General features: G+C 58.0%; 16 protein-coding genes. 12 read left to right on the top strand and 4 right to left on the bottom strand.

Annotated elements, in window-relative coordinates:
• Positions 1–27: 27 nt before the first annotated feature.
• On the bottom strand, positions 28–3,807 hold the full coding sequence (locus ACR0M9_RS03890; protein ID WP_480772874.1) for an efflux RND transporter permease subunit: 3,780 nt from the start codon (positions 3,805–3,807) through the stop codon (positions 28–30).
• Positions 3,804–5,030 (bottom strand): efflux RND transporter periplasmic adaptor subunit, encoded by a 1,227-nt coding sequence (locus ACR0M9_RS03885; protein WP_480480316.1) that lies wholly within the window; start codon positions 5,028–5,030, stop codon positions 3,804–3,806. Before ACR0M9_RS03885 ends, ACR0M9_RS03890 begins: the two co-directional genes overlap by 4 nt.
• A 225-nt stretch (positions 5,031–5,255) precedes the next feature.
• On the opposite strand from ACR0M9_RS03885, the gene ACR0M9_RS03880 reads away from it, so the two are divergent.
• The 5 genes from ACR0M9_RS03880 (at position 5,256) to ACR0M9_RS03860 (ending at position 10,615) form a co-directional block, all read left to right on the top strand.
• Positions 5,256–5,927, top strand: coding sequence for a hypothetical protein (locus ACR0M9_RS03880; RefSeq protein ID WP_480480318.1), 672 nt, complete (start codon positions 5,256–5,258; stop codon positions 5,925–5,927).
• 44 nt (positions 5,928–5,971) lie between these two features.
• Positions 5,972–7,294 carry a PQQ-like beta-propeller repeat protein gene (locus ACR0M9_RS03875; RefSeq protein ID WP_480772873.1) on the top strand — a complete coding sequence of 441 codons (1,323 nt, stop codon included), beginning with the start codon at positions 5,972–5,974 and terminating at the stop codon, positions 7,292–7,294.
• A gap of 49 nt (positions 7,295–7,343) precedes the next feature.
• Positions 7,344–8,807, top strand: a complete 1,464-nt coding sequence (gene der, locus ACR0M9_RS03870; RefSeq protein ID WP_480772872.1) for a ribosome biogenesis GTPase Der — start codon at positions 7,344–7,346, stop codon at positions 8,805–8,807.
• Between the two features lie 165 nt (positions 8,808–8,972).
• Positions 8,973–9,956 (top strand): fatty acid desaturase, encoded by a 984-nt coding sequence (locus ACR0M9_RS03865; protein WP_480772871.1) that lies wholly within the window; start codon positions 8,973–8,975, stop codon positions 9,954–9,956.
• A 92-nt stretch (positions 9,957–10,048) separates the two neighbouring features.
• Complete coding sequence (locus tag ACR0M9_RS03860; RefSeq protein WP_480480326.1) at positions 10,049–10,615, top strand: helix-hairpin-helix domain-containing protein; 567 nt, start codon at positions 10,049–10,051, stop codon at positions 10,613–10,615.
• Positions 10,616–10,673: 58 nt separating this feature from the next.
• Here ACR0M9_RS03860 and serS read toward each other — a convergent pair whose 3' ends face one another.
• Positions 10,674–11,966 carry a serine--tRNA ligase gene (gene serS, locus ACR0M9_RS03855; RefSeq protein ID WP_480772870.1) on the bottom strand — a complete coding sequence of 431 codons (1,293 nt, stop codon included), beginning with the start codon at positions 11,964–11,966 and terminating at the stop codon, positions 10,674–10,676.
• Positions 11,967–12,038: 72 nt separating this feature from the next.
• A complete protein-coding gene (locus ACR0M9_RS03850; protein ID WP_480504676.1) occupies positions 12,039–13,703 on the bottom strand; it encodes a mechanosensitive ion channel family protein in 1,665 nt (554 codons plus the stop codon).
• Positions 13,704–13,904: 201 nt separating this feature from the next.
• Between ACR0M9_RS03850 and yajC the strand changes: the two genes are divergently transcribed.
• The 7 genes from yajC (at position 13,905) to ccmB (ending at position 19,386) form a co-directional block, all read left to right on the top strand.
• Positions 13,905–14,192, top strand: coding sequence for a preprotein translocase subunit YajC (gene yajC / locus ACR0M9_RS03845; protein WP_209503494.1), 288 nt, complete (start codon positions 13,905–13,907; stop codon positions 14,190–14,192).
• Positions 14,193–14,225: 33 nt separating this feature from the next.
• On the top strand, positions 14,226–15,887 hold the full coding sequence (gene secD, locus ACR0M9_RS03840) for a protein translocase subunit SecD (RefSeq protein ID WP_480480332.1): 1,662 nt from the start codon (positions 14,226–14,228) through the stop codon (positions 15,885–15,887).
• Position 15,888: 1 nt separating this feature from the next.
• Complete coding sequence (secF, locus tag ACR0M9_RS03835) at positions 15,889–16,863, top strand: protein translocase subunit SecF (protein ID WP_480480334.1); 975 nt, start codon at positions 15,889–15,891, stop codon at positions 16,861–16,863.
• Positions 16,856–17,608 (top strand): sulfite exporter TauE/SafE family protein, encoded by a 753-nt coding sequence (locus ACR0M9_RS03830; RefSeq protein WP_480480336.1) that lies wholly within the window; start codon positions 16,856–16,858, stop codon positions 17,606–17,608. Before secF ends, ACR0M9_RS03830 begins: the two co-directional genes overlap by 8 nt.
• A 12-nt stretch (positions 17,609–17,620) precedes the next feature.
• Positions 17,621–17,974 (top strand): Mth938-like domain-containing protein, encoded by a 354-nt coding sequence (locus ACR0M9_RS03825; protein WP_480480338.1) that lies wholly within the window; start codon positions 17,621–17,623, stop codon positions 17,972–17,974.
• 144 nt (positions 17,975–18,118) lie between these two features.
• Entirely contained in the window at positions 18,119–18,733 is a 615-nt protein-coding gene (ccmA, locus tag ACR0M9_RS03820; RefSeq protein WP_480480340.1) for a heme ABC exporter ATP-binding protein CcmA, read from the top strand.
• Positions 18,730–19,386, top strand: a complete 657-nt coding sequence (gene ccmB / locus ACR0M9_RS03815; protein ID WP_480480342.1) for a heme exporter protein CcmB — start codon at positions 18,730–18,732, stop codon at positions 19,384–19,386. The genes ccmA and ccmB overlap by 4 nt, the downstream gene beginning before the upstream one ends.
• The last annotated feature ends 42 nt before the right edge of the window (positions 19,387–19,428 follow it).

Raw genomic sequence — 19,428 nt, 5'->3', positions numbered from 1 at the left:
GGACCGGGAATCCCGGTCCTTTCATTCTTATTCTGCGGCTTTTAGCGGCGATCCCGGAACCTGATCTATAGGCTCGTCTCGTGACCGGGCTTCGGATTGTGACGGTTCGTCCCACACAATCTCGGTCGCCTGTAGTTTGCGGGCCGAGCGACCAATAGCCATGTCCTGCGCGATCTGACTGGACCGCCCCGCAGTCACACGGGCAAGCCCGCGGCTGAGCCAGACAGCGTAAGTTGTCACCCAGACACGCAGGGCCAGAAGTGACGGCGTCACGATCAGCGTGAGAACAGTGGCGATGCCAAGACCGAAGACAACCGCTGTGGCCAGCTGTTTCCACCACAGGGCAGTGGGACTGTCGATGGAATAGCCGCCATTGATAAAGTCCAGCGAAAGCCCAAACATCATCGGGGTCAAACCGGCCATCGTGGTCAACGTGGTCAGCAAAACCGGGCGGATGCGGGATTCCGCAGTGCGGACGATTGCATCGATCCTTGGCATATAGGCGCTGTATTCCTGATAGGTATCGATCAGAACAATGTTGTTGTTCACCACAATTCCTGCCAGCGCAACGATGCCGGTGCCCGTCATGATGATCGAAAAGGGTTGCTCCATCACGATCATGCCGATCAGCACCCCGGTGGTCGAAAGAACAACCGCCAACAGCACCAGCACCGAATTGTAGAACGAGTTGAACTGGGCCAGCAGGATCACGAACATCAGCCCCAATGCGCCCATGAAGGCGTTCACCAGAAATGCGCCGGATTCTTCCTGCTCTTCCTGATCACCGGTCCATTGCCAACTGATCGAGTTGGCGAAGGGGCTGGTTTCAAGCCATTCGGTCAGAACCGCAATCCGCTCATTCGGGTTAATCAGGGCGAACTGCGCGTCTCCTGCGTCAATCGCGCTACGCAGCTGGTCAATACTCTCTGCACCGGTCAGTTGAACCAGTTCGTAGGACTTTCCACCGTCGCCGTCCAGCACGGTGCCGGTAGGAGTATAACCGTCGGTCACTTCACGCATTACGGCCAGACGTTCTTCTTTCCCGTCCGGCCCTTTGGTCACAACCTTGCTCAGCCCCGGTTCGACATCCGCCTTGACGTCATAATAACGTTGCTGGTCGACACGGTTGATCTGGGCCAGTTTCGCCACGGGTTCCCGGGTCACGAAGTTCGACAGCGGAACCAACCCGTCCGGAGTGCGGACCTTGAGCGTGTCCAATGTCGACAGCACGCGATCCTGTTCCGGCAATCGGACACGGATCTCGATCTCTTCATCCGTGCTGTCGGGGCGCATCTCACCCAGCAGGATGCCGCGTGTTACCAACTGCACCATGGCACCGACGGTGGCCACATCAGCACCGAACCGGCCGGCCTTGGCCACGTCGACGTCGATCTGCCAGTCGATGCCCGGCAAGGGCAGGGTGTCTTCGGTTTTGATCAGCCCCGGCGTTTCGTCAAAGACCTGGCGCGCGGTGACGGTGGCCGATGTAAGCTCGTCCCAACCATCCCCCTTGATGCGCAGGTGAACGGGCTTGGCCGAGGCTGGGCCCTGTTCCAATGCCAGAATTTCAACAACGATACCGGGTATTGTCGCAAGTTTGTCGTTAAGATCGTCGATTACGTAATCGCCATCAAATTCAGGAGCTACAAAGTGGCGTTCAAACAATCCCCACAAAGCGGATTCTGAAACGTTCGGGCGATCTTCCCATGGGATAATTTCGAACTGGACGCGCCCCACCGTATCGGCCGGTGCCTGCGCGCCGCCGGTATTCTGGTTCAGACCGCCTTCGCCTGCAAAGGAAAAGACGTTGATTACTGCCGGATGAGATCCAATGATCTGTTCAGCCTGCAGCACCATCTCGTCTTTTTCGGCCAGTGACAGGTTGCCACGGGCACGGACGTAAGCAGTTGCCTGTTCCGGTTCGCTTTCAACGAAGAATTCGACACCTCGGGATTCCTGCGGGAACCAGACGAAGGTCACGAAATACACGGCAGAGAAAACTGCCGCCAGCGACACGATCGGCATGATCGGGTTGCCGACAAGGAACCCGATCACATGTCCGAAAGGTGTGTGTTCGTCCGCCGTGTGAACGTGGTTTTCTTCCGCCCGCTCGAACTTGGCTGCGCTCAGCGTTACAGACCCGGCAAAGGCCCCGAACAGGAACAGCAGGGCACCAGCGACCACTCCTCCGGGCAGCAGATAGTCAGGGTTCAGAACTTGCATCGCACCCAGGAAAATCATGTAGAGCGACGGGGGTACCATCACTGCCCGAACCCACCACCGGGTACGCGCCCGGAGCCAGTTCGAAGACCGGTCGAAAACACGGCTCAGACGCCCCGAAACGCCTCCCATGACCGGCAGGTAGATCAGCGCCACAATCAGCGAAGCCGACAGAACAAAGATCAGCGTGACCGGCAGCATCCCCATGAATTCGCCCGGTATACCGGGCCAGAACAGCATGGGCAGAAAGGCACATAGCGTCGTCGCGGTCGAGGATACGATGGGCCAGAACATACGTTGGGCCGCCTCGACATAGGCATGCATCGGGCCGACACCTTCCTTGATGCGTTTGTCTGCGTATTCCACCACCACGATGGCACCGTCGACCAGCATCCCCACGGCCAGGATGAGGCCGAACATAACGATGTTCGAGATACTGATGCCCATGACCGCAAGAAACGCGAAACACAGAAGGAACGAGGTCGGGATCGCAAAACCGACCAAAAGCGCGGCCCTCGTACCCAAAGATGCCAGAACCACGATCATCACCAGGGCGATTGCAGTCAGAACCGAGCCTTCAAGCTGGCTGACCATTGAACCGACAATGCGGCTCTGGTCGTTTGACGTCCCAAGCTCGACCGCCGCCTGAAGCTCGGGCGGCCATTTTGTCTTGGCCTCAGCAATGGTTTCCTTCACCTGCGTTACGGTGTCGATCAGGTTATATCCCTTGCGTTTGACAACCTGCAGCGCGACGGTCGCTTCGCCGTTGAAACGGGCGGTACCTTCGCGATCTTCAAAAGTGTAGTTGATCTGTGCAAGCTCACCCAGCGTTACAACCCGGTCGCCATTGACCTTGACCGGCAAGGCATAGACATCCTGCGCCGTTTTGAATGACGATGGGATCTTGACCGAGAATGTACCCTGTGCGGTTTCGACTTCGCCCGCTGCGATCAACTGGTTGTTGTTTCGCACGACATTGATCAACTCGGCCGCGGTCACGTTGTACGCCTCAAGCCGCAGGGGGTCGATGATGACCTCAAGCAACTCGTCACGATTGCCCGCGATACCCGCTTCGAGAACGGAATCCAGCGCCTCAAGCTCGTCCTGCAAATCCTTGGCGACACGGGCCATTGTGCGTTCCGGAACAGCTCCGGTCAGGTTGACGATGACGATCGGGAATTCGGAAAAGTTGATTTCCGTCAGCGAGTATTGTTCCGCACCTTCAGGGAAATCAGCCTGGGCCGTGTTCATGGCATCGCGCACGTCCGCCATGATCGAGGTCTTGTCCCAGCCGAATTCAAACTCCAGCGCGACCCCGGCATAGCCTTCGGCCGCAGTCGACGTCATTTCCTTGAGCCCGTCGAGATCCGCCAGCTCGGTCTCCATCGGCTTGACCAAAAGGTTTTCCGAGTCTTCTGCTGAAATTCCGGGAAACTGCACCGAAACGAAAAGGGCAGGGATTTCGATATCCGGTTCACCCTCTTTCGGAAGCGAGACATAGGCTAAGCCGCCTACGACCAGTGAAATGGCGATGAACGCCATAACCATTCGGGCCCTGCCTGCGGCCCATGCGACGATACCCGTCATTGCGAGGCTTCCCGATAAGTTGGTGCAACGGTAACACCGCGGATCACGAATTCCTGCCCGACCACGATGATATCAACCGTTTCCGGAAGACCGTCGATCCAGACACCTTCGGCGGTGTCGCGCAGGATGCGGACTGGCATGAAGTCAACAACGTTGCCTGCGCCAACTGTGCGCACACCCAATTGCCCTTCGTTGCTAAGAGTCAGCGCCGATTGCGGCAGCAGGTGGGCTTTCGCGCCCTCGGCGGCGATGCTGATTGTCGCCGTCTGACCGTCGCGAATGGTCAAGTCGGGGTTCGGAACGGTGATTTCCACCTCGAATGTACGTGTTGTCTCGTCCGCGGACCGGCTCAGGAACGTGACCCGACCGCCCAGTTGCCGACCGGTCACAAGTGTTGCCGATGCTTCGGACCCAACAAGCACCCGATTGACTTCGGTCTCGGGTACGAAGCCGACCAGCTTGATCGGGTCCAGTTGAATGACAGTCGCGCAAAGTGATCCAGGCTGCATCAGGCTTCCCAGTTCTGCAGTGTCGCTTTCCAGCAAGCCCTTGAAGGGGGCTTTGATGGTCAGGCGGCCAACCTCTCGCTGTGCGGCCTCGACTGCTGCCGCGGCTGCTTCGATGCCTGCACGCGTGGCTTCCAGTCCGGCTTCGGCTGTTTTCACACCGGCTTCCGCTGAGCTCATCACCGCTTCGCTGGAGATGCGACGGGTTTCCGACGCATAGCCGGTTTCAGCCAGTTTGCGCGAGGCTGTCAGATTGATCTCGGCCTCGGCAACAAGCGCATGTGCCTCTGTCAGGCGTGCTTCGGCTTCGGGTATGCGGCTCTGGGCTTCCAGTTTGCCCGCCATGGCTTCGGCCAGTTGTGCCGGGCGCGTGCCGGGATCAAGCTCGCATAATATATCGCCCGCCTCAACAAACGCACCTTTACGTTTAGGTTCAGAGATAACGGTGGACGTGGTTTCCGAAAGTACTTCGACCTGCCGGTTTGCCTTGGTCTGACCGCGCAGCAGCACGGCGCTGTCAATTTCACGCGCTTGCGAGCGCAGGGCGACAACACCCACTGCAGAGATATCGGAGTTATCGGTTTCCGCTGCTTCGTCTTGTGTTGCTTCCACGGCATCACCGCGTCCGGCAAAGGCGAACAAGGTGTCACGTTCAAACACCAGAAAATACAGTGCAACAATCACGAGAAGGGCGTTGATGAATGAAATCAAACGCATACAGTGTTTCTCCTAAGAATCTGCGCCATTAATACTTGGGCTGTCACGCCATGAAATGGGGTCTGTTCGGCATCTTTTCCATACTGAACTGAATAGTTCGGTTTGCATTTTTTCGCAAGAGGGAAGCAAAGCGGTCAAAATGTGCAAAATCGGACCCTTGGCTTGGCGTTGGTGCCGGGGTATGACATGGCGCACTTATACAAGATAGACAGCCCGGGGGCTTGGATGAGCGATATTGACAGTTTCATTGATGAGGTCACCGAAGAGGTGCGCCGCGACCGGATCTATCTGTTGCTGCGCCGCTGGGGCTGGGTGGGTGTCGTCGCCGTCGTGTTGATCGTAGGCGGTGCCGCTTTCAATGAATACCGCAAGGCGCGGGACACGGCGCAAGCTCAGCAATTGGGTGACACCATTCTTGCTGCGTTGTCCGAAAATGACCCGGCTGCAAGGGCTGCTGGTCTTGCGCAGGCAGAGGCGATGTCACCGGGCGGGAAAGCCGTGCTGGATATGTTGCTGTCCGCGTCACAGGTCGAATCCGGATCCCGAGAGGACGCGGTCAACAGCCTGAACGCGGTTGCCGTTCAGGGCGACCTGCCGGAGATTTACCGCGCGATTGCAAGCTTCAAATCGCTGCTGTTGCAAGGCGATACTTTGCCTGCCGCCGATCGACGGCAACAGTTCGAGGCGTTGGCATCCCCCGGAGCTCCTCTGCGGTTGCTGGCGGAAGAACAGTTGGCCCTGATTGACGTGGCCGACGGCAATGTCGATGCTGCGCTGGACCGGTTGCAGGCGCTGCGGCAGGATGCCGAGGTGGGTATCGACCTGCAACAGCGCGCCGCGCAAATGATCATTGCTTTGGGTGGGGAACCTGAACCATTGGTGGCGCAGCAAGGCTGACCAGGCGGGACAAAAGACTTAACGACAGGCGAGTTCGGAGTATCATGGTAAAAAGATTTTTTTCCCGCACGGGAATGCCTTTTGCGGCGCTGGCCCTGACCGCATTGGCGGCCTGTGAGCCGCCCGAAGCCATTCTGCCCGGTGAACGCGAGGATATTCGCCCTGTTTCAGATCTGGAAACGGTCGAAAAGCGCGGCTCGCAACCGATCAGCTTGCCGGGGCAACAGGTCAACGCCAACTGGTCACAAAGTCCGGGAACGCCCGCGTACCGGACCACGCATGCCGCTTTGCGCGCGACGCCACAGCGGATCTGGTCAGTTTCGATCGGGCAGGGTGACTCGCGCAAGCAGCGCATTACCGCCGAGCCGGTGGTTGCGGGCGGATTGATCTTTACACTGGATTCAGGGGCGACGGTTTCAGCGGTCACCCAGCAGGGGCAGTTGGCATGGGAAACCGATCTGATCCCGCCAAGTGATGGCGACTCGGACGCAACAGGTGGTGGCTTGGCTTATGCCGACGGCGTCCTTTATGTGTCGTCAGGGTTCGGTCGGCTGACTGCGCTGGACGCCAAATCGGGTTCTGTGCGCTGGCAAAAACGCTTGGAAGCGACTGGCAGCGGCGCACCGCTGGTGAACGACGGGCTGTTATACGTTGTGGCCGGAGACGAAACCGGCTGGGCTGTAAACACCAAGGACGGACGCATAGCCTGGCAATTCGAAGGCACACCAAGCGTCGGGAACGTTCTGGGTGCGCCTGCGCCTGCAATTGCGTCTGATCTGGCCGTATTTGCTTTTGGCTCGGGCGACGTAGCCGCCACATTCCGCCGCGGCGGTATCCGTCGATGGAACGCGTCTGTGGCGGGGGGGCGTCGCGGGCGAGCTGCGGCGCAGATCGTCGATGTGACCGGCGGTCCGATGGTTGTTGGCAACAGTATCTACATCGGCAATCACTCGGGCCGGACCGTCGCATTTGATGCCGCTTCCGGTGAACGCCGGTGGACAGCAGACGAAGGTGCGGTCGATACTGTCTGGCCTGCGGGCAACAGCATTTTCCTGATCAGTGATCGCAGCCAGCTGGTGCGCCTGAACGCGGCGGACGGGTCTGTCATCTGGGCGCAGGACCTGCCGGGCTTTGTCAAGGACAAGCGTGGCCGCCGGGGACCGATCTTCGCGCACTACGGCCCAATTCTGGCCGGGGGTCGTATCGTGGTTGCGTCCAACGACGGGTATCTGCGGTTCTTCAATCCAGTTGACGGAACACTGGTACATCAGGCTGAGGTTCCCGGAGGCGCGACAGCATCCCCCGTTGTGGCCGGGCAGACGCTGTATGTTGTTTCGACCAAAGGTGATCTACACGCTTTCCGTTGACGGCAAGATGCGTTAAAGGGCGCAACTTGAGTCTTGAAAGTAGAGTATCATGTCGCTGACCCTCGCCATCGTGGGGCGCCCGAATGTGGGCAAATCCACATTGTTCAACCGCCTCGTGGGCAAACGTCTGGCGCTGGTCGACGATCAGCCTGGTGTGACGCGTGACTTGCGCGAGGGCGAAGGGCGTCTGGGCGATCTGCGATTTACCGTAATCGACACGGCCGGGCTTGAAGACGCGACAGATGACAGTTTGCAGGGCCGGATGCGCCGCCTGACCGAGCGCGCCGTGGACATGGCCGATGTCTGCCTGTTTATGATTGATGCGCGGGTCGGGCTGACGCCCACGGATGAGATGTTTGCAGAAATCCTGCGCAAGCGGTCCAAGCACGTGATCCTTGCGGCCAACAAGGCTGAAGGCAGCGCAGCGGATGCCGGGGTGCTCGAGGCATACAATCTGGGTCTGGGTGAACCGGTGCGCATGTCGGGTGAACATGGCGAGGGGATGACCGACCTTTATGCTCAGCTGATGCCATTGGCGGATGCCGCCGAGGAAAAACAGGTCGAAGAAGCCCCGGAAACAGATATTGAGCTGGATGAAGTCGGCGAGGGCGAAATGCCCCTGATCACCGCTGCCAAGCCTTTGCAGGTGGCCGTGGTTGGCCGTCCGAATGCGGGCAAGTCCACGCTGATCAACAAGATCATCGGCGAAGACCGCCTGTTGACGGGGCCCGAGGCTGGGATCACCCGTGACGCTATCAGCCTGCGGATCGATTGGGCCGACCCGGACGGAGAAAGCACTCCGATGCGGATCTTTGATACGGCAGGAATGCGCAAGAAAGCGAAGGTACAGGAAAAGCTTGAAAAGCTTTCGGTGTCAGACGGTCTGCGCGCGGTGAAGTTCGCCGAGGTTGTCGTCGTACTGCTGGACGCAGCCATTCCATTTGAACAACAGGACCTGAGAATTGCCGATTTGGCCGAACGCGAAGGTCGGGCTGTTGTTGTCGCTGTAAACAAGTGGGACGTCGAGGAAAACAAGCAGGAAAAGCTGCGGGAACTGAAAGAAGCCTTCGATCGCTTGCTGCCGCAGCTGCGCGGAGCCCCTCTGGTAACCGTCTCGGCGAAAACGGGCCGCGGGCTTGAGAGATTGCGCGCTGCCATCCTGCGCGCCCATGACGTCTGGAACCGCCGTGTGCCAACCGCGGCGTTGAACCGGTGGCTGACTGCCATGCTGGAACAACACCCGCCGCCAGCCCCACAGGGCCGCCGCATCAAGCTGCGCTATATGACCCAGGCGAAAACGCGGCCGCCGGGTTTTGTTGTGATGTGTTCTCATCCCGATAAGATGCCCGAAAGCTATACCCGCTATCTGGTCAACGGGTTGCGCCAGGACTTTGACATGCCTGGCACCCCAATCCGGCTGACGCTGCGCGGGCAGGGCGACAAGAACCCATATAAGGGGCGGCGCAAGAAAAATGCGGGCGCGCTGGCCAAACATCTTAAGGGCCGCGCGTAACTGCGCCAATTTTCAGCATCTTACCTCACGGGGGCGTGACAGTTTCTGTTCTCCACGCTAGCATTCATGCGTGTGCATTTGTTTGGGCACGCACTGCTTGCACGCGGACTAGCCGCACCTAGATTTGAACAGAAAACTGAACGGCCATCGTAAGGAGACGGCTGGATGGATTTGAGGGAACATACAAGACATTACGCGGTGCAGGACAACAGATTGGCCGCGGCAAGTTATTTTGGCACATTTGCGGTGTATTTTGCGTCGTTGACCCTTGCGATCACCTTTGTTGATCGCTGGTACATCATGATACCCGCCGGGATCGTGTTCGCCTTTGCCGCAGTACGGCTTTATGTGCTGCAACATGATTGTGGGCATCACTCTCTGTTTGAAACACGGATTCAAAACGAATGGGCAGGGCATGGCCTGTCACCTTTCACTTTCGCCCCGTTCGAGGTGATGAAGCAGAACCACAATCTGCACCATGCGGGCATCGGAAATCTTGAACATCGCGAGACGGGTGAAATTCATACGATGACTCTGCGAGAGTGGAATGCTGCTGATTGGAAAACGCGTTTGTTTTACAGGCTGTATCGCAATCCGTTCATCCTGGTTCCGGTCGGCGCGTTGTTCACCTACTTCATCCGATACCGCTGGCCCAAGAATACGGCGCGTTTTGGCGCCAAAGGTGTGGTGTTGCACAACCTGTCGATCGTTGTTTTTCTTGGATTGTTGTATCTGATCGCGGGTATGACGGGCATTTGGGTCTGGCTGGTGTTTTCCTTTTTGGGTGGAATGCTGGGCGTCTTCCTCGTTTATCTTCAGCACAACTTCGAAGACACCTATTGGGATCGCCGCCCTGACCTGAATCCTCAGACAGCAGCGCTTGAGGGGTCATCCGCGCTGGATTTCGGATGGTGGTTCGATATGGCTGTGGCTTGCATCACGTTGCATGATATCCACCATTTCAACGCGCGTATCCCATCATATCGCCTGCGTGCCTGCCACTATAACCTGCCGCCGGAATACACCCCTCGCCGGATCAAGTTTCCCGAGGCCGTGGCAGCATTGAACCTGAAGCTATGGGACGAAAATGCCAAGCGCCTTGTACCCTTTCCGAGAGACAACCGAGCCGCTGGTCTTGCCCATAACTAAGCTGGCAGAACAGAGGCGACCACCACACAGCTTGCGGGCTCGTGTATCTTTTGTATATACGAGTCGGTAACGAGACAGAGAGAGGACCTATAATGACCGCAGTGACCGACATAAAAGGTGTAGGAGAGGCACTTGGCCAGGCCCTTGTTGCCAATGGCTTCAAGACGGCCGAGGCGATAGCCAAGGCCACTCCTGCTGATTTGGTCAAGGTCCCTCGGATCGGTGAGGCGCGCGCGCTGGTTTTGATTGCATCTGCTAAAGATGCCGTTGCTGCAAAACCGCCTGCTGCGAAACCGGCAACACGCCGAACTGCGGCCCGGACGCCCGCGACGCGCAGACCGACCGCACGCAAAGCCGCACCCCGCAAAACAATCGCCGCAGCCGCAGCCGAGAAACGGGTCGAGGAAGCCGCACGCAAGGCGGCAGAAGAAAAAGCAGCCGCCGAAAAAGCCGAGGCTGCTGAAAAGAAAAAGGCCAAAGCCAAGGCTAAGGCCGAAAAAGCCGCGAAGAAGCGCAAAGAGATGGAAGCCGCCTTTTCCAAGGCCAAAGACAAGGTGAAAGCCAAGTCCAAAAAGGACAAAAAGTCAAAAAAGGACGGAAAAAAGAAAGACGGCAAGATAGGCGGAAAGAAGAAGGACAAGAAAAAAGCGAAGAAGTAAAACCTCTTCGCCTTCAGTTGATGTCCTAACCGGTGCCTGACGGTGCCGGTTTTGTGTGTCAGGCCAAAGTACCGTCAAGTTGCAGGGTCAGCTTGCCGCCCAGATAGGGGCCAAGTACCTCGGGCAGCGAAACAGTGCCGTCTTCATTCTGCCCATTCTCCAGAACTGCGATCAGACAACGCCCGACAGCCAGACCGGAACCGTTCAGAGTATGAACAAATTCGGGTTTGCCACCACTTTCAGGCCGGAAACGGGCATTCATCCGACGCGCCTGAAACGCACCTGTGGTCGAGACCGAGCTGATCTCGCGATAGGTGTCCTGTCCGGGCAGCCACGCTTCGATGTCATAGGTGCGGCGCGCGCCAAAGCCCATATCACCGGTGCACAAAACAACAGTGCGATAGGGGATACCCAACTGTTCCAGCAGATCCTCGGCGCAGCGCAACATGCGCTTTTGTTCGTCATCTGACGCGCCGGGATGGGTGATCGAGACCATCTCGACCTTTTCGAACTGGTGCTGGCGCAGCATCCCTGCGGTGTCCTTGCCCGCACTTCCGGCCTCGGACCTGAAACAGACGGTATGGGCGGTCATACGGATGGGCAGGGCAGACTCTTCAAGAATGTCACCGGCCACTGAATAGGTCAGCGTGACCTCGGAGGTCGGGATCAGCCACCAGCCATTGGTCGTCTGATAGCTGTCGTCACCGAATTTAGGCAGTTTATCAGTGCCATACATCGCCTCATCCCGAACCAGAACCGGTGTCTGCATTTCTGTCAGCCCGTTCTTGTCGATATGTGTGTCCAACATGAACTGGGCCAGCGCACGGTGGAGCCGGGCAACCCCCTTGGACAGGTTCACAAACCGGCTGCCGCTGGTTTTGGCGGCGGTTTCGAAATCCATTGCGGCTGCGACGGCGGGAATGTCGTAGTGCTCTTTCGGTGCAAAGCTGAAATCGCGCGGGGTGCCCCAGCGGTTGACTTCGACATTGTCGTTTTCGTCCGCGCCTTGCGGCACGTCATCGGCGGGCAGGTTGGCGATGCGGGCCAGTTGATCGGTTAGCAAGGCATCCAGATCCTTGGCCTCGGTCTGCATCCGGGCGACTTCGGCCTTTTTCTCGGCGACCAGCGCCCGCAGGCGTTCGAATTCAGCCCCGTCGCCGCGCCCTTTGGCTGCACCGACTTCCTTGCTGGCCTTGTTTTGTTCGGCCTGTGCGGTTTCGGCTGCCAGAATCTTGGCACGCCGGCTTTCGTCCAGCCTCAGCAGATCTGACGACACCGGCGCGTCCCCACGGCGCGCTAGGGCGGCGTCGAAAGCGGCAGGGTTTTCGCGAATGGCGCGGATGTCGTGCATGTCTCAGATCCTTGAATGCGTGAATCACTGAACCCGCTTATGCACCATCTGCGGGGCAGGGTGTAGCACCGGTTACGACTTATCAGCGTCTTCGTGGGTTTCATGCGCCAGATGGCCCTCCCATGCCCCGGCCGGTATTTTAGGCTCAGGCGGGTCAGCCACATAAGAAGGCGTCATGATCTGCACATTGTTTTCGTTAAATACCGCAACAATGTTTCGATGCAGGTCCGAACGGATTTTGGGAATGATGCTGCCGCGGGTGGTATAGCCGTTGATCTGATAGTTGATCGCGTAGTCGGCCAACGCCGTCCACAGCACAAAAGGTTCAGGATTGGCCTTGATACCTTTGGTGCGGTTGGCGGCCTCAATCAGCATCGCCTCAACCTTTTCAGGGGGTTCTTCGTAGCCGATGCCAACGGTCGTGTGCAGCAACAGCCCGTTACCATCAGTTTTCTTCGAAAAGTTCACGACATCTGAATTCATCAACTGTGCATTGGGGATTGAAATCAGTTCGTTCTTGATCGACTTAAGATGGGTCTCCATCAGTTTGATCTGAACGACATCGCCGATATGGTCTCCGATTTGGATACGGTCGCCGATTGAGGTAGACCTGCGGTAAATCACAAACAGCCCGGCCAGCATGTTGGACACGACTGAATTCGCGCCCAAAGACAGCATGGCGCCGACCAGAAGGGTTAACCCCTGGAACGCGGCCGAGTCTGAGCCCGGAATATAGGGAACCGCAAAAACCAGCGCGATCAGAATAACGACGACACGGGCAATGTTGAACGTCGGGTTGACCCAGTGTTTTTCGAAATCACCCATTTCGAACGAACCGGCTTCGACCGCATCAAAGAACACGCGCAGACCTTTGATGATATACAGCGTGACCCATGTGATCAGGCCCAGCATAATCAGATTGGGGATATAGCTGAGGATGCCCCGGAAGATAAGCAGCACCGGCTCGGTCAGATAGGTTAGCAGAAGCTGTGCGAAATATCTGGTTTCCGCAAAAGCCAAAAGAACAAAGGACAGGTAATAGTAGAAACCGAGAAAGAAGATGATCAGCAGCACGAAGTTCAGACCATAGCGGATAAGGGCCGCGATTGCTTCGGCCTGAACGCTTTTGGCTGTCGCCGTTTCGACATCCTTTAAGTAGCGTTTTACCAGCTTCAATGTGCGACGCCTGATCCGACGGTGCAGCCACAGGATTGTGACAACAAACAGGGCAAATCCCAACGTCCAGGCAGCCGCTTCGATAGCACCGGAAACGCGCGCCTGATCGGTTCGGTTGGCTCGATACGCCTCAATGGATTGTTTGATCGCATTGCCATGCAAAACGCTCAGAACACTTAGTTCCATCTGATCCAGTTCAGAGTCAGCTTTAGTAACGATCGAGATTCTTTGGCCATCGGCCAGAATCCAGATGCCAAATTCGGTCTCTTCATATGTGATCTCGACCAAAGGTGCTTCCGACGCTTCCGCAACCGCAATGATCTTGTTCTGTACGTCCTCGGCGCGCTCCGGAGCAGGCAGAGCGCTTGATCCTCGCACCTGAAACAGAACGTCCCCGTCCACGATGACCGGGGCCATGAACGTGTCCGATTCCGAAGTCTCGGACAGGGGCGATTCAGCGGGTGCTTCCTGCGACAAGGCCGCACCAGACAGCCACACGCTCACCGACAGGGCAGTCAGTAAATAAAGCAACGAAAGGAAAGGCTTGAGTGGCCGTGTCATGTGTCCCCCTTCAGATAAACTATACCCGGTTTCGGTTATGTTCCTAGGACATATCTGCAACGCTTTGCCCGTAGTTGCCGGGACATGCCTGTATTCAAGTGGGTTACATGACCGCCTTTGCTTGCAAACCGACATTTCAAAGCATAGGTTCCGCCCAAATTTGCGGAACTGTGCCGCAAGACTAGAACAAAGGAATGTCCCATGGATGGTGGCGCAATCGCCCAGTTTCTCCCGCTGATCCTGATCTTCGCGATCATGTATTTCCTGCTGATCCGTCCGCAGCAAAAGAAGATGAAGGAACATCAGGCCATGGTTGATGCCGTGCGTCGGGGTGATCAGGTGATCACGCAAGGCGGCGTGATCGGCAAGGTATCGAAGGTCAAGGAAGGCGATAACGAGATCGAGGTCGAAATCGCCGAGGGCGTCAAGATTCGCGTGGTCAAATCGACCATCGCCCAGGTTCTTAACAAGACCGAGCCGGCGAAGTAACTTCGCGCGACAATTCCTTGAAAAGGCAGGGTAATGCTGCAATTTGATACCTGGAAGCGGGTTCTGATCTGGCTGGTCTGCGTGACCGGTCTGCTCATGGCCCTGCCAAACGCGTTTTACACGCGGGTCGAGCAATCCAACGACGCCAAGGCTGCGATCGAGCTGGGCAATGACACGCCGCAGATACAGGCTGAAGCCGCGCAATGGCCGAACTGGCTGCCGTCATCCCTGGTCAATCTTGGCCTCGACCTGCGCGGCGGTGCGCATCTGCTGGCTGAAGTTCAGGTGCAGGACGTCTACGAATCCCGGATGGAGGCGATGTGGCCGGAAATCCGCGACGCGCTGCGCGATGAACGTGCCACGGTGGGAACCATCCGCCGTCAGGACTCGGCCGCGGATGAGATTCGCGTGCGCATCAGCCAGCCCGAAGGAATGCCACAGGCGTTGGAGGTTGTTCGCGGTCTGGCCCGGCAGGTGCAGACACTGACAGGTGTAGGTGCCACAGATATCGAAGCCCGTGCGGATGGCGACACGATTGTTGTTCAACTGTCCGAGGCAGAAAAACTGGCCTCGGATGATCGCACGGTGCGTCAGGCGCTGGAAATCATCCGCCGCCGGATCGACGAAGTCGGTACGCGAGAGCCCACAATCCAGCGTCAGGGGACGGATCGCATCCTGATTCAGGTGCCGGGTATCGGCAGTGCGGGCGAACTTAAGGAAATTATCGGAACAACGGCACAGTTGACGTTTAATCCGGTTGTCGGGCGCGGAACCGATCCGGATGCCGTCGCAGGCGTCGGTGAAAAAATCGTGCCGTCGATTGACGAAAACGAAGTTTATTACAACATCGAATCCGCTCCGGTCGTGACAGGAGAGGAACTGGTCGACGCCCAGCCGTCCTTCGATCAGAACGGCCGCCCTGCGGTCAACTTCCGGTTCAACACATCCGGTGCGCGCAAGTTCGGGGATTATACCCGTGACAATATCGGCGCACCCTTTGCCATCGTGCTGGATGACGAAGTGATCTCGGCCCCCGTGATCCAAAGCCATATCCCGGGCGGGTCGGGCATCATCACCGGTAACTTCACCGTTGAGGAAAGCACCAATCTGGCCGTCCTGCTGCGTGCCGGTGCTTTGCCTGCGGGGCTGGAGTTCCTGGAAGAACGCACCATCGGCCCCGAACTGGGGCAGGACAGTATCGACGCAGGTAAAGTTGCCACAATCGTGGCCTTTGTCGCGGTGCTGGTATTCATGGCGCTCAGCTATGGCCTGTTCGGTGTCTTCGCCAATATCGCGCTGATCATCAACGTGGGCCTGTTGTTCGGCTTGCTGTCCCTGATCGGCGCAACACTGACACTGCCGGGGATTGCGGGGATCGTTCTGACGGTCGGTATGGCAGTGGATGCCAACGTGCTGATCTTTGAGCGCATCCGCGAAGAACTGAAATCCGCCAGAGGTCCGGCCCGCGCCATCGATCTGGGCTATGAAAAGGCGTTGTCGGCCATTCTGGACGCCAACATAACCACTTTCATCACCGCCGTTATCCTGTTTGCCATGGGCAGCGGCCCTGTGCGCGGGTTCGCGATCACTCTGGGCCTGGGTATCCTGACATCCGTCTTCACCGCGATCTTCGTGACGCGCCTGATGGTTGTCATGTGGTTCGAACGCCGCCGACCGAAAACGATCGAGGTTTGACATGAGACTGAAACTCGTACCGCAGAACACCTCGTTCGACTTCTTCAATCGTTGGAAAATCTGGCTTGGAATCTCCGGCCTGATGATGGTGATTGCGTTCACCTCATTTCTGCTGCAGGGGCTGAACTTCGGCATCGATTTCCGCGGTGGAACCACGATCCGGACCCAAAGCAATCATGCAATCGACGTGGGTGTATACCGCGATGCTTTGTCTCCGCTGCAACTGGGTGACGTCACCATCACCGAGATTTTTGATCCAAGCTTCGGTCCCGATGAAAATGTCGCGATGATCCGTATTCAGGCTCAGGAAGACGCCGAAGCGGTCACCGCAGATGTGATCACCCAGGTCGGCGAAGCGCTGGCTGCCGCAGACCCCGGACTAAAACTGCCCTTTGAAAGCGTCGAATCCGTTGGCCCAAAAGTGTCGGGCGAGCTGATCCAGACTGCTGTTATCGCGGTTGTCTTGGCCATCGGCGCCGTTCTTGTCTACATTTGGCTGCGCTTTGAATGGCAGTTTGCACTGGGGGCAGTTGCCGCATTGGTGCACGATGTGATCCTGACCATCGGCATCTTCTCGGAACTGCAAATCCGCTTCGATCTGGCGATCATCGCGGCGCTGCTGACCATCGTCGGCTATTCGCTGAACGACACGGTTGTCGTCTTCGACCGGGTGCGCGAGAATCTGCGGAAATACAAAAAGAAGGACCTGAAAGAGGTTCTGAACGTATCGATCAACGAAACCCTGAGCCGAACGGTGATGACCTCGGTCACAACTTTACTGGCGCTGATCTCGCTTTATCTGCTGGGTGGGGACGTCATCCGCGGATTTGTCTTCGCGATGATCTGGGGTGTCGTTGTCGGGACCTATTCGTCGGTCTTCGTGGCCTCAACCATCCTGCTGTGGCTGGGGGTCAAGCGCGACTGGTCCAAACCGTCGAATACGGCGGGCAACCAGTTTGCCAATATTGATGCCTGAGGCTCTACAACAGGCCTTGGCCCTGCCGGGCCTCACTTGGCTGATCCTTACCATCGGAGCCGCGGGACTTGTCCGCGGCTTCACAGGCTTTGGCACCGCGATGATCTTTGTGCCGGTGGCGACCCAGTTCCTGCCTATTGCAGAAGTGGTCTTTCTGATGGCCGCCACCGGTATTGCATCAACCTTTGCCTTGGCTCCGCAGGCGTGGCGGGATTGTGACAAGGTCGAAATCAGCACTCTGGGCTTTGCCGCAACGATAACCGTGCCGCTGGGGCTGTGGATCATGGTGCAGGTGGACTCGGTTGCGCTGCGCTGGGTTGTTTGCGGCATTACCGGTCTGACCCTGCTGGCCGTGGTTACTGGCTGGCGGTGGGAGGGTAAACTGGGACTGCCCGGACGTCTCGCCATCGGCGGTAGCGCAGGCGTTGTCGGCGGCATGACCGGGCTGACCGGCCCGGTTGTCATCGTGTTCTATCTGGCCAGTTCCACAGATGTGCGCAAGATTCGTGCCAACACCATCATTTTTCTGGCATTGCTCGACGTTGTCATCGTTTTCAACATCCTCATCAGCGGTGCCGCAGATTTGTCGATCCTATGGATTGTCCTGCTGCTGTGTGTGCCTTATCTGATCACTACGCTTATCGGCAAAGCATTGTTCGACCCGAAACTGGAACGGATCTACCGCCTCGCGGCCTATTCGGTCATCCTGATTGCGGTCATTTCCGGACTGCCGCTTCTGGATTGAAGAAGGGACATCATGCGTCTGAATCAGATTACTTTTACAGATGCCAAACCCATAGACGGTTATGGCCCCGGTTTTTTTCGAATTGGCGGCGATGTCTTCCACGGCGCTGTCCTGACAGGCCCGGCAGGCCCGGCAGAGTGGGGCGGCTATGACGACCGACACCCCCTTCTGGACCTGGCGGGCAGGATCGACGTCCTGCTTATCGGCACGGGCGCAGACATGGCCCACATCCCCCAATCGCTACGGGTTGAGTTGGAAAATGTCGGACTTGGTGTTGAAATCATGAACTCCCCCGCCGCCTGCCGCACCTACAATGTGCTGCTCGCCGAAGGTCGCCGCATCGCACTTGCCCTGATCCCTGTCTGACGGGATTCTCTTCATCTGGCCAAAAATATCCCGGGGAGTGTGAGGGGCTGGCCCCTCACTCCGACATGTGCCAGCTGTGGTGCGCTGGCATCCTGCGGCAAATCTCGCCTTTTGCCCCTGCGGACAATCCGCTAAGCGGGTCTCATGACTTTGACTGTAACAGATCTGTCGATCACACGTGGCGGTGTTCCCGTCCTTGAGGGCCTCAGCTTTCAGCTGTCGCCGGGCAAGGCTCTGATCCTGCGGGGCCCAAACGGGATCGGCAAAACGACGCTTCTGCGCACGTTGGCTGGCTTGCAGCCTCCGCTGGAAGGCAAGATCGAAGGGGCCGAGGACCGGATCGCCTACGCGTCCCATTCGGACGGGCTCAAACCGACATTGTCGGTGACTGAAAACCTGACATTCTGGGCAGCGGTCTTTGGTACATATGACATCCAGCCGGCGCTGGACGCTTTTGAGTTGAACGAACTCGCCGACCGTCACGCCGGCAATCTGTCGGCGGGCCAGAAACGGCGGTTGGGGCTGGCGCGGATGCTGGTCACAGGGCGGCCAATCTGGATGCTGGACGAACCGACCGTCTCGCTGGACAGGAACGCGGTGCAAATGTTTGCCGATGCGGTGGGGGCACATCTGGGGCAGGGCGGGTCAGCCCTGATCGCGACCCATATCGACCTTGGCCTTGATGGCGAGGTTCTGGACGTCGGTCCTAACAAGGCCAAACCCAAACCCATCGACGATTTCGACGGAGGTTTCCTGTGATCGCCCTGTTGCTGCGCGACCTGAAACTGGCTTTCCGCGCAGGCGGCGGGTTTGGGCTGGGTCTGGCCTTTTTCCTGATCGTGACTGTGATGGTGCCATTTGCCGTGGGGCCGCAATCCTCGCTGCTGTCCACGATTGCGCCCGGTGTGCTCTGGCTGGGGGCCTTGCTGGCCTGCCTTCTGTCGCTTGACCGCCTGCTGGCACTGGACTGGGAAGACGGCTCGCTCGACCTGCTGGCCACGGCACCGCTGCCGCTTGAATCGGTTGTCACAGTCAAGGCGCTGGCCCACTGGCTGACCACTGGTCTGCCGCTGGTTCTGGCCGCGCCGTTTCTGGGTGTCTTGCTGAACCTGCCGCTACCGGGGTTTTTCTGGCTGGTGATCTCGCTCCTGATCGGTACCCCGGCCATGAGCGTCATCGGGACATTTGGTGCTGCGCTCACCGTTGGTCTGAAACGTGGCGGGCTATTGCTGTCGCTTCTGGTGTTGCCGCTTTACGTCCCCACCCTGATTTTCGGGGCCGAAGTTGCCCGGCGTGGAGCAACAGGGATGGAGGTGCAGACGCCACTGCTGATGCTGGCCGGGATCACGGCGGCAACCATCGCATTGTTGCCCTTTGCCAGCGCTGCCGTGCTACGTATCAATCTGCGGTGAACCGCGACAAGTTTGATGGATGTCAATTGAGAACCACCCCAA

The organism is Ruegeria sp. CH2, from assembly GCF_056537065.1.
This window is presented reverse-complemented; position numbering and strand designations above follow the sequence as displayed.